This is a genomic window from Salininema proteolyticum, assembly GCF_042685645.1.
GTDB classification, from domain to species: Bacteria; Actinomycetota; Actinomycetes; order Mycobacteriales; family Micromonosporaceae; genus Salininema; species Salininema proteolyticum.
In genome coordinates this window covers 116,451-130,080 of record NZ_JBHUNX010000001.1, presented here as the reverse complement: position 1 = coordinate 130,080, position 13,630 = coordinate 116,451, and the positions used below count along the sequence as shown (strand labels likewise).

14 protein-coding genes are annotated in these 13,630 nt (G+C 64.8%); 3 read left to right on the top strand and 11 right to left on the bottom strand.

All coding sequences use genetic code 11. The features are described 5' to 3' along the window. Positions 1 to 399: 399 nt before the first annotated feature. Positions 400 to 1,542, bottom strand: a complete 1,143-nt coding sequence (locus ACFTE1_RS00640; protein ID WP_380624697.1) for an alpha/beta hydrolase — start codon at positions 1,540 to 1,542, stop codon at positions 400 to 402. A 381-nt stretch (positions 1,543 to 1,923) separates the two neighbouring features. Here ACFTE1_RS00640 and ACFTE1_RS00635 point away from each other — a divergent pair, with 381 nt between their 5' ends. Further along, positions 1,924 to 3,075, top strand: a complete 1,152-nt coding sequence (locus ACFTE1_RS00635; RefSeq protein WP_380624695.1) for a serine hydrolase domain-containing protein — start codon at positions 1,924 to 1,926, stop codon at positions 3,073 to 3,075. Positions 3,076 to 3,448: 373 nt separating this feature from the next. Here the strand turns inward: ACFTE1_RS00635 and ACFTE1_RS00630 are convergent, their stop codons facing one another. Together ACFTE1_RS00630 and ACFTE1_RS00625 are read right to left on the bottom strand one after the other, a co-directional pair. Continuing rightward, the gene (locus tag ACFTE1_RS00630; protein WP_380624693.1) at positions 3,449 to 3,877 is read right to left on the bottom strand and encodes a hypothetical protein; all 429 of its coding nucleotides are present in this window, start codon (positions 3,875 to 3,877) and stop codon (positions 3,449 to 3,451) included. 227 nt (positions 3,878 to 4,104) lie between these two features. Next, a complete protein-coding gene (locus ACFTE1_RS00625; protein WP_380624691.1) occupies positions 4,105 to 4,524 on the bottom strand; it encodes a hypothetical protein in 420 nt (139 codons plus the stop codon). A 508-nt stretch (positions 4,525 to 5,032) separates the two neighbouring features. On the opposite strand from ACFTE1_RS00625, the gene ACFTE1_RS00620 reads away from it, so the two are divergent. Then, positions 5,033 to 5,815, top strand: a complete 783-nt coding sequence (locus ACFTE1_RS00620) for an oxidoreductase (protein ID WP_380624689.1) — start codon at positions 5,033 to 5,035, stop codon at positions 5,813 to 5,815. 54 nt (positions 5,816 to 5,869) lie between these two features. Here the strand turns inward: ACFTE1_RS00620 and ACFTE1_RS00615 are convergent, their stop codons facing one another. From ACFTE1_RS00615 to ACFTE1_RS00580, 8 genes are all read right to left on the bottom strand, one after another. Next, positions 5,870 to 6,766, bottom strand: coding sequence for a LysR family transcriptional regulator (locus ACFTE1_RS00615; protein ID WP_380624688.1), 897 nt, complete (start codon positions 6,764 to 6,766; stop codon positions 5,870 to 5,872). Between the two features lie 325 nt (positions 6,767 to 7,091). Then, positions 7,092 to 7,580, bottom strand: coding sequence for a hypothetical protein (locus ACFTE1_RS00610; RefSeq protein WP_380624686.1), 489 nt, complete (start codon positions 7,578 to 7,580; stop codon positions 7,092 to 7,094). Positions 7,581 to 7,750: 170 nt separating this feature from the next. Beyond that, positions 7,751 to 8,584 carry an alpha/beta fold hydrolase gene (locus ACFTE1_RS00605; protein WP_380624684.1) on the bottom strand — a complete coding sequence of 278 codons (834 nt, stop codon included), beginning with the start codon at positions 8,582 to 8,584 and terminating at the stop codon, positions 7,751 to 7,753. Between the two features lie 283 nt (positions 8,585 to 8,867). Further along, positions 8,868 to 9,401, bottom strand: coding sequence for a hypothetical protein (locus ACFTE1_RS00600; RefSeq protein WP_380624682.1), 534 nt, complete (start codon positions 9,399 to 9,401; stop codon positions 8,868 to 8,870). Next, entirely contained in the window at positions 9,394 to 9,714 is a 321-nt protein-coding gene (locus ACFTE1_RS00595) for a hypothetical protein (RefSeq protein WP_380624680.1), read from the bottom strand. The genes ACFTE1_RS00600 and ACFTE1_RS00595 overlap by 8 nt, the downstream gene beginning before the upstream one ends. Further along, the gene (locus tag ACFTE1_RS00590; protein ID WP_380624678.1) at positions 9,608 to 11,131 is read right to left on the bottom strand and encodes a hypothetical protein; all 1,524 of its coding nucleotides are present in this window, start codon (positions 11,129 to 11,131) and stop codon (positions 9,608 to 9,610) included. Before ACFTE1_RS00590 ends, ACFTE1_RS00595 begins: the two co-directional genes overlap by 107 nt. Beyond that, on the bottom strand, positions 11,128 to 11,844 hold the full coding sequence (locus ACFTE1_RS00585) for an ABC transporter ATP-binding protein (RefSeq protein ID WP_380624676.1): 717 nt from the start codon (positions 11,842 to 11,844) through the stop codon (positions 11,128 to 11,130). The genes ACFTE1_RS00590 and ACFTE1_RS00585 overlap by 4 nt, the downstream gene beginning before the upstream one ends. Before the next feature lie 120 nt (positions 11,845 to 11,964). Then, positions 11,965 to 12,228, bottom strand: a complete 264-nt coding sequence (locus ACFTE1_RS00580; RefSeq protein ID WP_380624674.1) for a hypothetical protein — start codon at positions 12,226 to 12,228, stop codon at positions 11,965 to 11,967. 415 nt (positions 12,229 to 12,643) lie between these two features. Here ACFTE1_RS00580 and ACFTE1_RS00575 point away from each other — a divergent pair, with 415 nt between their 5' ends. Further along, positions 12,644 to 13,399: a recombinase family protein gene (locus tag ACFTE1_RS00575; RefSeq protein ID WP_380624672.1), complete on the top strand. Its 756-nt coding sequence runs from the start codon at positions 12,644 to 12,646 to the stop codon at positions 13,397 to 13,399. Positions 13,400 to 13,630 lie beyond the last annotated feature (231 nt).

Below are 13,630 nucleotides of genomic sequence, written 5' to 3'. Positions count from 1 at the left end.
CAGGATCGCCCAGCACAAGGTGGCGTCGGAATCCGAGTACTTCAAGCCGGAGGCGCAGGCTCCTTCCTGGCAGACCTCGCTCCTCAATCCGGACGCCTCCCGATTCGGTATCGGTCCGTGTCAGCTCTGGGCCGCTGTGACGATGAGGGACGACAGGAGGCGGCTGCGATGCCCCGGCACCGCGCTTCACCGTTGAGGAACAGCAGACTTCGACCGCCGACGACGGAACCGGACGGACGCCCTGCCGGCTTTCATCGGCAGTCGTGAACCGGCGTCCTTCTCCTCCGCTCAATCCCCGGCACCTCGGCCGAATCACTGACCGGACGCCACTGACCGCCGTGTCGCGCAAGGAGTGTAATCCCGCTCCGGCTTCGCCGGAGCGGGATCCTTCTGGTTCCCTTACGGGTTGTGGAACTCGACCTCCGGCCACTCCTCACTAGGACCGTCGAAGATCGGGGCCTCCTCCCCCTTCATGTGTCGGTCGGCGAACGCGGTCAGATAGACCCTTGCCATCTCGTCGAGGTAGGCGCCCGGCAGGTGGTCGCTCGGAAGCCCCGCCTGCTCTCTGAGCGGCGCCAGGTCCGTCCACGCGCTGTGGCTCGTATCGTCGATCCGCAGCCAGCGCTTCCAACCGTCAAGGCGCTTCCACGCTTTGTACCGCGACTTGTCCTCGTCCTCGAACCCCTGGTCATCGTTGCCCACCAGTAGGAACGGACGGTCGATCTTCTGCGGCGACAGGCCGAAGAACGTCCCGTCCAGGTTGAAACCCGCGTCGAAGCGGTCATCGATCGACATGGCCCGGTGGCTGCCGGAGCCGCCGACCGAGTGCCCGCCGACCATGGCCCGCTCCTCGTCGATGACGCCGGCGTGCTCCCACACCGCGTCGTCACCGGTCAACTCGTCCAAGACGAAGGACAGGTCCTCGCCCCTGGTGTCGGAGACTCGCTTGATATCGGTGTTCCCGCAGGTCAAGCACTCGGTTGTGCGGCCGGGAAAGCTGATGGGCGCCTCGTAGTTGTGCCCGACGGCGGCCACGACATAACCACGGCTCGCCAGCTCCTCCCCCAGTCCGGCCAGCGTCGCACGGGGGAACGAGTACCCGGGCGACAGGACGACCAAAGGCAGTTCTCCCTCTCCGGCGGACGGCTCGACGCCGGCCACGGAGTTCGTCTCGACCCCAGCTAGAAGGTCGAGTGGTACGTCGAAAGGCGAGCCTTCGAGCTGTCGCGCGAGGAACAGCTCCGACTCCTCCACCGTCATGTAGGAAGCCGCCTCCCCAGTCCCCTCGGTCGGATACCAGAGCGTCGTCATGAGTTCGCGCCGCTCCTCAGGAACCCAGGGGTCGGCGCGGTTCTCGTCCACGAGATGGAGAGTCGTACTACCCACGCGGTTCTCGCCACCCGGTTCCCTGAGCGACAACTGCGGCGTGTTCGGATCGTCGTCGTGGCAGGCGGCCCCGGCACTGGCTGGGGTGAAGGCGACGGCCGCGACGGCCGCCGCGGCAAGTCCTCCGACCGCCCTTCTCTTCGTTGAGTCCTTCATGGATTTGCTCCCAATAGTCGGGGTGATCTGGTTTCTCACGGCGACATGAGCGCCGCTCCGTGCCACCAAGACTATGAGCGGCAAGGACTTCCGCCACCTGCCGAAAGTGAGCGAGTTCGTCCAAGCCGTGGTACCGCCGTAGGAGCGCGCTACTCACTTTCGACAGTTGCCTCGGGCGTCGGCATCTTATACGCGAACCCCATGGAAGACGTGGTCTCAGCGGAGAGAATGCAACCGGCGGTGGCCTCCGGATTGCCGATACTTCCCCACCTCGAGGTCAGGAGAACCCCACCGGCATTCGGGTGCTCTCTGCATGGTGGCGAGCGAATCGACGGATGAGAATTGTTATTGCAGAGCAACTCTCAGGCAAGGAGGCCCGGAATGACGATCACCAATTCCATTATGGCTGGAGGGTGTGCGGCGCTCACGGCGCTGGCCCTCATGCCCGGACCAGCGAGCGCAGAGACCTCGGATCCCCCGGAGCCGCCGTCACGATCGGAGCTTCAACGCCAGGCAGAGGCGATCGTCGACGCCGGGGCGCCCGGCGTCAGTATCACGGTCCGCGACGAGAACGGTGAGTGGAACGGCGCCGCCGGGGTCGGCGACATCAGAACCGGCGCACCACCGGATCCCAACGGCCTGGTCCGGATCGGCAGCGTCACAAAGAGCTTCACCGCCACCATGGTCCTGCAGATGGTGGAAGAAGGAAGCCTCCGCCTCGACGACCCGATCGACCGGTACCTGCCGGGCCTGCTGCCGTACGAGGAGCCCATCTCGATTCGCGACCTCCTGCAGCACAGAAGCGGCCTGCCCAACTACGCCGACATGCTGTGGCCCGACGCCCGTGCGGCGAGCGAGGTGCGGTTCCGGCGCTTCACTCCGACCCGACTCGTCGGGATGGCGACGGACGATCCCCTGAAATTCCCCCCGGGAACGGATTTCTCGTACTCGGACACCGGCTACATCGTGCTCGGCATGCTGATCGAGGAACTCGCCGACGACAGCTTCGCCGCCGAACTGCGGCAGCGGATCCTCTGGCCCGCCGGACTCCGCCACACCTATGTGGCGGGAGACTTTCCCCTGTTCCCGCACCCGGCGCTACGCGGGTACGAGGCGCTCGGCGATACGTCCGGCGAACTGACCGACCTCACCGCGTTCAACATGTCCGGCTCATGGAGCGCCGGCGCGATCGTGTCCACGTCCGGCGATGTCAATGAGTTCTATCGGAAGCTCCTGGCAGGCGACCTGCTCACTACTCCGATGCTGGAGGAGATGCAACGGACGATCCCCGCCTTCCCCGCGTTCGAATACGGTCTGGGACTGGCGGGCGGGGAGTTCTGCGGCCAAGAGGTCTGGGGCCACGTCGGCGGCGTCCCCGGGTACATGACATACAGCTTCACCCGCTCCGACGGCGCACGTCAGATCACGGTGACGGCCAATCGCAGCCTGTCCGCGCCCCCAGAGGTGGCGGAGGCCGTCTTCGCGATGGTGAAGGCCGAGTTCTGCGGGACACCAGAGACCACTCGGACATGACTGCTTCTCTCCAAAGAAACACCGTCACAAGAAGCAGCTGTGCAAGAAGCAATGGTGCAAGAAGAAGACGTGCGAATGCTCAGACGCCTGGCCACATGGATACGCGGGGCGACATCCCAAGAGGTCCCGGAAGCGAGCATATGACGAACCAAGCGACCGAAGACCTGCACTAATGTCTTGAAAAAGTGGAATGATGAGCTTCAAGGATCAAGCGAGACCAGGACATGCGAACGGACCGCGCTCTGAATACTCGACCGGACACTAGAGTTCGGGTACGGGCTCGAAGCCGATGCCGGCACCACGGCGGCGGAGCCCTGACAGTATTCCGTTCTGAGGGTTACGCCTTCATTCGGCAAGGTCAAGCTTCGGGTGTTCAGCCGCCGGGGCAGTCAGTGATGCCGCCAGAGCGGGGAATGCACTGACTCGGGTTGGGCTCGTTGACCTCCGGGGCCGGGTCGTTGCCCCGGTCGGTCGCGACCAGGGCGATCAGGGTTACGAGGGCGAACACCGCTGCAGTGACCGCAAAGGCGGCCGCGGTCTTCTTCATCCCGCCGATACCGGCGACCAGCGCGATCAGGGCGGGGCAGACGGCCATCGCGACGAAGAGCACCGTCACGCCCATCTTTCCGGAGGCGACCTGGTCGGCCGTCGGTGTTTCACCGAAGAACGTCCAAGATTCCAACATCATCTCGAGCGATGCGCACACCGCGACCGGCCAAAAGAGGACGACCACTATGAAGGCGGTGATCCAGCGGGAACCCCGACTGGAGGAGGGTTGTTTTCGAGGGGGACCTTCAAGCATTCTCCAATAATACTCGCGGGTAAACGCTTGGTTGCGATCATCGAGGCCGTCCCGATCGCGTTGCACATCGCCACCCGGTTGGGCGTGCAACGTTCCGCGGAGCCGGACCGATTCCTTGATGAAGACGCGCTCACCCGAACTATCGGGGCGGCCCTTCTACCCGAATGCCGGTTGTGCGTGGCAATGGAAGTCTGCGGTGTCGAGGTCGTGAAGCAAAAGAGGGGCCATTACTCTCGCAATCCGTAGTATGCGTCCCACATCTCCGATTCGTCGTCAACGGTGAACCCGTTGAAGTCTCCGGCGGCCTTGCACTGATTCAGGTACTCGAGTGCTCTGGCGGCATCGTTCGATCGCTCTGATGATAGAAAGACCTCCGTCTCGGCCAATCCTTGGCCACAGAGCAGTTGTACATCAATACCGAGATCGCTGTCGAAACTGGATTTCTTCGCCCTCCAGATGAGCAGGGTGTCGGACGGTTCGCCGCCATTGAAGAGGTGCACGCAGCAGAGCTTCATCACCAGTACGTCGCCCGCGCCTTGACGTCGGCGTTCGAGAGCGGTGTGAGCAGCGAGGATATTCCGGATCTCATCGAGGTCGCTGCCGGTTGACCGGGTGCCGAATCTGGCGAGCATCGCATCTTCGTCCATGGCAGTCATTTCAGCAGACAAGTGGTTCACATTCACAGCGTGGTGTTGCCAGTCCCGGTCGGCATCGTCTTCAGGAGAGCCTGACGGCCGACCTATCGCCAAGCCGAGGCGTCCACCATGAGTGGAATCCTCTCGATTACCCCATGAGGATAGGTCCGGCCTTCTCTCGAGGGGTGGGATCTTCGCCGGCGCGGGCGCGCTTCAAGCACCGCACCATGGCTTCGCAGGGTACGACCTGACCGCCAGAGCCCCCTCCCAGAAAGCGCACTGTCGATGTGTCAGTCAGCACTTGCTTTGCGCCCTGCTGGATGTACGGATCGGTTTCATCAGGGGCGATAGGAATTCCCTATGCCGTTTGCTGAAAATCAGTCTTTGACCACCGTCTTTACCCGAACCTACCGTGGAATCCCTCGACGGAACGACCGCGAACGCTTCACAGCATCGATTGCCGCGCAAGTGGATCGGTCTTCCGCCGAGCGATTGATTCGCTATGGGAAGGACATGTGGCGTGACCACAACAGACAAGAGTTCGGAAATGGGCGAGTTCAAGGGGAAGCGTGCCCTGGTGACGGGCGGCTCCCGGGGTATCGGCGTGGCCATCGTGCGCCGACTTCTGGACGAGGGCGCCGAGGTGCTCACGACCGCCAGGTCTTCGAAGAGCACAGTACCGGACGGCGCCGCCTTCGTAGAGGCGGACGTGCAGACGCGCACGGGAATCGAGGCCCTCGCCGCGGCCGCGAAGGAGAAGCTCGGCGGAGTGGACGTCCTGGTCCACAACGCGGGCGGAGCGCGACCGCACGAGGGGACTTCGGCCATCCCGGACGAGGAGTGGCAGAACGCGCTGGACCTCAACTTCCTGGCATCGGTGCGGTTGAACTCGCTACTGCTGCCGGGAATGAGGGAACGGGGATCGGGAGCGATCGTCCACATCTCCTCCGCCGCTACCCTCACGCCGGAGGTGCCGCAGTTCCTGCATTACGTGACGGCGAAGGCCGCATTGGAGACCTACAGCAGGGGCCTGGCGTTGGAGCAGGCGCCGTTCGGGATCCGAGTAAATACGGTGTCGCCCGGCCGAGTGGCCTCACCCGGCGGCGAGCAGACACGGAAGGAGTGGGCGAAGGTGACCGGTCAGAACGACGCGATTCCGGCCGAAGGCGCCGTCGTGCCGCTCGGTCGCGACGGCCTGCCCGACGACATCGCCCAGGCGGTGCTGTTCTTCGCGTCCGACCGGGCGGCCTGGCTGACGGGGCGGAACCTCACCGTGGACGGCGGCGAATTCCCCATGGGTTGAGGCCGTCGGGGACCGGAACACCGTGCGTTCTCGGACCCGCCTCCTTCTCGCCGGTCAGGGAATCGGGGAGAAGGAGGCGGTCTCCGCCCAGGTCTCTTGACGGAGAAGGTCGAGCAACGCCGTCTCGGCGGGGCCCGCGTCGGACCGGAGTACGGCGATGACGGGATGGGTCAGGCCAGGCGACAACGGACGAACGAGCTGCTCGTGACCGTGCGGGACGGCCGAAGCCGGGATCAGGGCCGCTCCGAGCCCGTGGGCGGCCCAACGCGCGGCCGTCGCCGTCTGAGAGACGCGGGCGACCGTGGTGAGGTTCAGTTCGTTGTCTCGCAGCAGGTTCTCTAGTACCCCGTCGAGCGCACTGTCACGATCGAACCGCACCCAAGGCTCGCCGGCCAGTGAGCGCGGGTCGATCCGGTCTCCGTTGAGAAGCGGATGCCCCGGACTCAGCATCACGACGAACTCCTCGTACCCGAGCCTGTGGGCGTCGTCAGGGGTCTGTTCGCAAGCCGCCATGAGGGCGAGGTCGAGAACGCCCCGACGGCCCAGCCGTTCCAGCTCGGCAGAGCTCGGCTCCTCGAAGACGGTGAACTCGAGCCGCGGGAATCGCCGGCGCAGCGCGCCGAGCGCACGCGGCAGCTGTCTCGTGCCGAACCCCATTTGAACCGAGACGACGAGCTCGCCCGCAAGATCCTCGGCTCCGGCCCGCGCCGTCGCCTTCGCCCGTCGCGAGGCGTTGACCGCGACTTCGGCCTCCCGCAGGAACGCCTGCCCGACTATGGTCGGCACCAGACCTGACGGGGTCCGGGCGAACAATCGGACACCGAGTTCCCGCTCCAGGTTGCGGATCTGCTGGGACATCGACGGCTGGGCCACGTGCAACAGCTCCGCCGCGGCCGTCACGGAGCCGTGTTCGGCGACGGCCAGGGCGTACTCGTACTGGCGAAGACTCATCGGCTCCTCCTCGTTCACGGTGAACCGAGGGCTCACGCGGCTGTGTCAGTACGTCGTACAACGCGGAGACCGATGCATTTAGTCCGGTCGGGAGGACCGTTCTCCATGCTGCTGAGAAGGGAATGCCTCCGCTGCCGCGAGCTGATTTCGACGTCGATGGTCGACAGCCTCAAGGTCACGGTGTCCAGCTGCGCCGACCGGTCGGTACTCCGTTGTCCACGAGGAGCGCCATTCGCAGCAGACGGCGTTGGAGCGCGTTTCCACTGTGCTGGACCGGCGAACCCCGATCCAGCACCGCACTCTACGCGGACTCGTGGCGTCGAGTTCAGCCGCAGTGGACGTTACTCAATTGCCTGTCGGGCGCGGACCCGTCGGGCATCTTGACGGCGCCCTTGACGGTGATGCACTCGCCCGACATGTTGTAGCCCCTCGGGGTGTAGACCGGTCCGGCGTAGTACTTGAAGTCCCCGGCGTCGATGTCCGCCTCACGAGGCGAGGAGGAGGGGTAGATGAGCGCCATCTTGTACCTCGCGAAACCTCGCGAGACACCGACCGAGTCCATGACGGCGCAGTTCCGTTGGGTCGTCGACGACCAGTAGACATCGATGTAGCCGACCGTGCCGAAGGACGAGGACTTGATCGGATAGTGTCCGACCTGTGCGTACGACGAGCCGCACGGGCCGGCGGCGGCCGCCGGCGCCGCAGTTGCGACGGTGGTGAAGCCGATGGCGGCGACGATCGACGCAAGGGCCAGAACTGCCCGAGTCAAGACGCTCGTTCCGCCGACGGTGGAGCCGGGTCTCTTAAATGCCACGGAGGACCTCCTCTTTCAGATTTCCGTACAGTGCCGTGGGCCTGTATTGCGCGGCCATTCTAAGCACGCCTGGATTCCCGGTAAGTCATTGGCGCATAACGATTTCACCTCAAAGCTGTGCAGCGCCAGGTGACAGTGGACGGACGCCGTCCGGTAGAGGGACGGTGCGCTCAGTGGTTCTGGAGGCCGAGGGCGTTGACCACGCGGACGGCCTCGGCAATGGAGTGGAAGTCCTTGCGCAGGATGTGGTCGTGGTTGCTGGCGACCTTGGCGTGGATCTCGATGTTCGGATTGCGGGCGACGACCTCGTCGAGGCTGGCGCGGATCTTCTCCTGCTCGTCGCCCTTGCTGCCGAGGGAGGCCCCGGAGGCGAGCACGTAGCGGGTCGGCACGACGAGCCCGTCCAGCACCGGACCGAGCGCGGCCTTGCGGGAGACCTTTCCCAGCTCGATATTGCACTCCGCCTGCTGCGCGGCGCTCAACCTCGGGATCAGCCCCGTGGGGCGCAGCAGCGCCGTCAACCAGCGCAGCCGCTTGAAGAGCTTACGGATGCGCACCTCCATGGCGTCGGTGAGCCAGTCGTGCGCCTGTGCGCCGTCGACGGGAACCAGCCCGATCGCCCGGTCGGGGTTTCGGCTCGCCCAGTGCGCCGCGACGAAGGCCCCGTAGGACCAGCCGACGACGATGGCCTTGTCCACGCCCCTGGCGTCGAGAACGGCGTCGACGTCGCGAACGGCCGCCTCGAAGGAGTAGTCGGAGGAGGCCTGGGAGAGCTTGCCGCGTCCCCGCTCGTCGAAGGTGATGTGGCGAAACTCGGGGCCCAGCTCGGCGATGACCCGCTTCCAGTACCCCTGGGTCGCGAACTGGCCGTTGCAGTAGATGATCGGAATGCCGTCGCCGCCGGTGTCCGTGGCGGCCAGCGCGGTGTCGTCGACCGGCACCATGCCGGTCCAGGTCGAGTCGTTCAGGGCCGGGCTTTTCGGGAATTCGCTGTTCTTCGTCATGCCCCCAACTATCGGCGGCCCTGCTTTCACAGCCCTGACATTGCGCTGACACCGCCGCTGACATTGCGTTCAACCTGTTCAAGCCGCCTCTTGGCGCCGCCGTTCCGCATTCTCGCCACGCCTGGCGAGACTCGACCTCCGTTCAGAGCAACGGCCGCCCGGCTGCGACTCCGCACTGGCGAGCGACTGTCGGATCCCGCGGCGACTCGCTTAGGAGACCGCTCTGAACAGGACGCGTACTCGCGAAGCGTCCGCGTGGGCGAGCGTCCTCATTCGCGCGGGATCATCCGGGCTGTCCGAGGTCGATCGGGCGCCGCCACGACAACAGGCCCTTGAGAAGCGCCATTCCGTCGCCGAAGACGGGAAGCAGGAAGACTCCATGCCCCAGGAACCACCACGAGAGGTAGCGGGTGCTCGGCGACGCCGCGAGGACCGCTCCGACCACGACGCACGCGCCCGGACCGGCCACCGCCGCCAAGGCCGCCTGCCGCCCGGTCATGTACCCGTGCGGAACCACGGAGACCCGGAGCATGGTCCGCGCCAACGTGATCGCGGAAACGGTCGGAACGCGCTTCAGGACCGCCGTATGGGTCGCCTCGTGCAGCGCGAACGATCCGGCCAGGCCGATGAAACCCGTCAACGCGATCCCCCAGGCCAGCGGCAGCTGGGAGGTGTCCCCCGTCGCCGCGGCCCAGGCGAGTGCCGCTCCCAGGATCAGGGCCAGGAACACCAGAACCGGCCACACCTGGAAGACCACGGCCAGCGCCGTCCGCACGACACTCGCCTCGGACCGCGGGAGCGTGCTGGCCTTACTCATTCTGCTGGGCCAGCAGAAAAGCACGCCGCGCCTTCAGCACGCGGTACACAAGCTGGAACATCGTCAAGATCAAACCGATGACGAGGAACAGGACCACCAGCGGAACGACGCTGTCCACGCCCAGGTTCGCCTTGGTGGTGTCGCCGGAAACCTCGGTCACCTCGAAGAAGAGCGACCCGAACAGGGCGGTCTCGCGGACGGGCTCGTCAGGATCGGTCGAGAACATGAGCCCCAGCAGGGCCACGACGGTGATGACGGCCGTGACCATCAACGAGCCCATCAGGGATATGACGACGGTCTTGATCTTGCTCATTTCTTCTCCGAGATTCATTGGTGTGGATTTCGACGATGGTGTGGGCGACGACCAGGGCCGCGCAGAAGGCCAGCACTCCCCAGGTCACCGGGGCCGGGAGCTTCAGCATCCCCAGGCCGACGGCGATGAGGCCGAACATGGCCGCCGCACAGGCGACCCCGAGGAATATCGAGAACGGATTGTTCTTCTCCGAAGGGAACACGACCGAGACCCAGGTGGTGATGACGACGCCGGCGAAGGCGGACAGCAACACCGTGCCGGTTCCGTCGAGAGCGAAGGGGTCGACGAGGGCCGCGATGCCCGCCTGCGGAATCGCGAACGCCGTCAGGAGCACCAACTGGCCTTTAAGAAGGCGCGCATAGGTGACCACCGGGGAGTCCGTGCAGGTGGGGAGCGACCTGATCACGTCGGTGCCCGAGTAGTGGTACAGCCCGGCCATCGCCAGGACGGGAAGGCTCCACATCGGATTGATGCTTCCGCCGAGGAGGAAGTAGACGAACAGGACGGTCGCGACGATGGCCGAGACGGTCGTCTGCGTATTGCGAATCAAGCAGTAGTCGTAGGGGTGAAGCACGAGTCGCGCTTGAGGCCCGCTGAACAACTTCAAGAACCGCGACTGGCGGACATAGTGGGCCGGAGTCAAGGCCATCGCGGCGGCGGCGAGGACGGCCATCGCGACCAGCGAGGCGGCCAGCGCCAGGACGGGGCTCGCGTCCCACAGCCGGTGAATCGTGTTCTGCCAGTGGAAGGCACCCGCACCGTCCAGATAGGCGTCGGTGATGCCGAAGACGGTGTCCTCGATGGTCGACGAGTAGTAGGCGAGCCCGATGAACAGGAGGAGCACAGTGAGGAGGTTGGCCACGCTCCCCAGACCGACCGTCCCCAGAAGGCGCACCGAGACCTGGTACAGGACGCTCAGCGTCAGATACACGATGGCCGCGGGGAAGACCAGGGTGGTCAGGATATAGGGCACCGCGCCGACACCGAGGATCACAAGGGACGTGACCGAGAGGGCCGCGAAGCCGACCGCGGCGACCGCCCCGGTGATGGCCGCTTCGTACAGCAGCAGGGCGACCGCGCGCTCGCGATTGGTGACGGGCAGCTGGTACGACAGCTCCAACATGCCCTCGGCGTTGATGAACAGGACCTTGACGACGAGGAAGGCGCCCATGACCCAGAGGACGAGGGAGGTGGTGCTGATGTCGAAGAGCAGGTCCCACTCGCCGGTCGACAGAGAGAGCGGTTCGAGGAAGAGGTAGGCCGCCGAGCACAGCACGCCGAACAGGACGAGGCCGAGGAGGCCGGCGGCCACCCGGGCCGTGCGGGCGCGGAACAGGCCCACGCGCAGCACCCGCCGGCGGAAGAACAGGAGGAGCAGGGCCGCCAGGTGCATCGATCGGCCGAGGCGCAGTCTCATCGGTCGTCCGATCCTATGTAGTCGTACACCATGCGCTCCAGCGACCCGTGCTCCTCGACGAGCTCGCCGGTGGGGGCGTCGTAGACGACGGACCCGTAGTCGAGGAACACGACCCGGTCGGCCAGCCTTTCGAGGACGGGGAAGTCGTGGGTGCAGAGCAGCACCGACAGCCCCTCGTCGCGCAGGCCTGCCAACTCCTTCTCCGCCAAGTGCATCGCCTCGATGTCGATGCCGTTGAGGGTCTCGTCGATGACCGTCAGCCGACGGCGCGCCAGCAGCGCCGCGACCAGCTGCGTCTTCTTGCGCATTCCGTGGGAGTAGTCCTCGATGAGGTCGTCGTAGCGGCCCTCCATGGAGAAGCGCCGGAACAGGTCGCGCGCGGCGCCCTCGTCGACGGTCATGCCGTAGAACCTGCCGATCATGGCCAGGTACTCCGCGGCCGTGAGGAACTCGGGCAGGTAGTCGTTGCTGGACAGGTAGATGGCGCTGTCCTTGGCGTCCGGAGTCCCGTGGGGGCTGCCGTTGATCGTGATGGACCCCGACTGCGACCGCAGCAGGTCGAACACGTTCTTGATAAGGGTCGACTTCCCGGAGCCGTTGGGCCCCATGAACCCGACGATGCTTCCCGCCTCCACCGACATGCTCACGCGGTCGAGTGACCTCACGGTCCCGGTGTAGGAGTAGGTCAGGTCGGTTATCTCAAGGTCGTTCACTGTTCTGAAAGTTCCTCTTCGGCCGGGGATCGGCTATGATCGGAGGAGCGGATCCGCCCGGGGCCGGGCGAACCCGCTCGTTCAACACTTCGCCGTGTTAACAGGTTGGGGTGCATCCCGTTACCGGATGCACTCCATCTCCACGTAGAAGCCGCCGTTCGCGAACCGGAAGTTTCCGCTGAAGCGGCCCTTCTCGTTCACCAGGCACCAGACGGCCATCCCGGCGAGGAGGGTGGCGCCCAGGGCGAGGATGACGGCGATGAGCACGAGGAACCAACCGTCGTAACGCACCAGCGCACTGTCGATCTTGCGCTTCATCGTGTCGATCATGGAGTGGCCGGCGGTGGCCGCCTTGACTCCCGCAAGAGTCATAACATCTGACATGCCAGTCTCTTCCTTTCATAAGCAGTGCTTCATATGAGCACGAGCGACTTGCATTTATGACAGTAAAGCAGGGTGGATATCATTTCTATTCATAAATGATTACATTTGTATAACTTTGAATAATTGATGAATTCACGGAGACCTAGAACAAATGACTCTATATCGAACACATGCCCTAACTCGGTCTTTTGACCTGCTGTTTCACATGACTAACTGACGCGAAAGTCAGTTCTTGACCCGTGTTCAATAAACGGTCATTTTCTGTCCCATAATCCATAATGGAGTTGATTACTGAGGCGTTCAAGAACGTGTTCAACAATTGACAGAGCTCGGAACACCGTCTATGGGAACGCTCCCTGGACGGGTCCATACTTCGACATGGGGCCACATTGACAAGTCCTGTTACTCTGTTCGCGTGAACTCCGATTACCCACCCAATGCCATGCCCGTGTCCGCGGCTCCACGGTTCCTGCGGTCCGCCTTCGGATACGCACTCGTCTCGGACATGAACGCCGACGCCGAAAATGAAGTCTCCGCACTGCGAGAAGCGAGCTGTCGCAAGGTCTTCTGCGACTCCGTCTCCTCGGACAACGCGGACCGGCCCGCCCTCCGCAACCTCCTCGGTCTCGTCCAGGCCGGCGACCTCGTCATCGTCACCGGGCTGGAGCGGTTCGGCCGCAGCCTCCACGACCTTGTACAACTCGTCAACCGCCTCTATGTCAAAGGCGTCGGCTTCGCCTCGCTGCGGGAGTCGATCAGCACCTGCGCGCCCGGCGGTGCGGCCGTCTGCGGCCTCTTCGCCGTCCTGGCCGACTTCACCAGTGTCGTCGCCAGCGAGACCACCCGCAACGGGCTCGCAGCCGCACGCGCCCAAGGGCGCACGGGCGGACGCCCCACAGTGGTCGACGAGGACATGCTCGCCAAGGCGCGCGAACTGCTGCCGAACCCCGAGTACTCGGTTCGGTCGATCGCGGCGCTGCTAGGGGTCAGCCCCGGTACGCTCTACAACCACATCCCCGAGCTGAAGATGCTGCGCGGCCATGGCGGCCACTGCGATCTCGAGGCCGACGCCGGCGCCGAATCGGCCGACGATTTTGTCTCAAGTCATCCTGTGATCCCCTCGCGGGAAACGGAAGACCACCACATGCCAGCCGCGGACGCGACGTCCTAGGAGCCGGCCGGGTATAGCCCCCCCGGGCCCGGCCCTACCGACACACCGCACCCGGCGGCAAGAGCCGCCAGACCGAAGCATCCCTCCCGAGTCGGAGAGCCACCATGCCCTCGTCCGACCCCACGATCTGATCCTTCCGTTCACCATGTCCACTGCGGGCGGACTTCGGCAGTCTGTGGACGCTCTCTCACACACTATGGCCGGTCGCGGCACTCGCAGGAACCGGTGAGA

Excerpts from the sequence above, each read along its gene's own strand:
- ACFTE1_RS00640 (WP_380624697.1), bottom strand. The coding sequence starts at position 1,542 with ATGAAGGACTCAACGAAGAGAAGGGCGGTCGGAGGACTTGCCGCGGCG.
- ACFTE1_RS00635 (WP_380624695.1), top strand. The coding sequence starts at position 1,924 with ATGACGATCACCAATTCCATTATGGCTGGAGGGTGTGCGGCGCTCACG.
- ACFTE1_RS00630 (WP_380624693.1), bottom strand. The coding sequence starts at position 3,877 with ATGCTTGAAGGTCCCCCTCGAAAACAACCCTCCTCCAGTCGGGGTTCC.
- ACFTE1_RS00625 (WP_380624691.1), bottom strand. The coding sequence starts at position 4,524 with ATGGACGAAGATGCGATGCTCGCCAGATTCGGCACCCGGTCAACCGGC.
- ACFTE1_RS00615 (WP_380624688.1), bottom strand. The coding sequence starts at position 6,766 with ATGAGTCTTCGCCAGTACGAGTACGCCCTGGCCGTCGCCGAACACGGC.
- ACFTE1_RS00605 (WP_380624684.1), bottom strand. The coding sequence starts at position 8,584 with ATGACGAAGAACAGCGAATTCCCGAAAAGCCCGGCCCTGAACGACTCG.
- ACFTE1_RS00600 (WP_380624682.1), bottom strand. The coding sequence starts at position 9,401 with ATGAGTAAGGCCAGCACGCTCCCGCGGTCCGAGGCGAGTGTCGTGCGG.
- ACFTE1_RS00595 (WP_380624680.1), bottom strand. The coding sequence starts at position 9,714 with ATGAGCAAGATCAAGACCGTCGTCATATCCCTGATGGGCTCGTTGATG.
- ACFTE1_RS00590 (WP_380624678.1), bottom strand. The coding sequence starts at position 11,131 with ATGAGACTGCGCCTCGGCCGATCGATGCACCTGGCGGCCCTGCTCCTC.
- ACFTE1_RS00580 (WP_380624674.1), bottom strand. The coding sequence starts at position 12,228 with ATGTCAGATGTTATGACTCTTGCGGGAGTCAAGGCGGCCACCGCCGGC.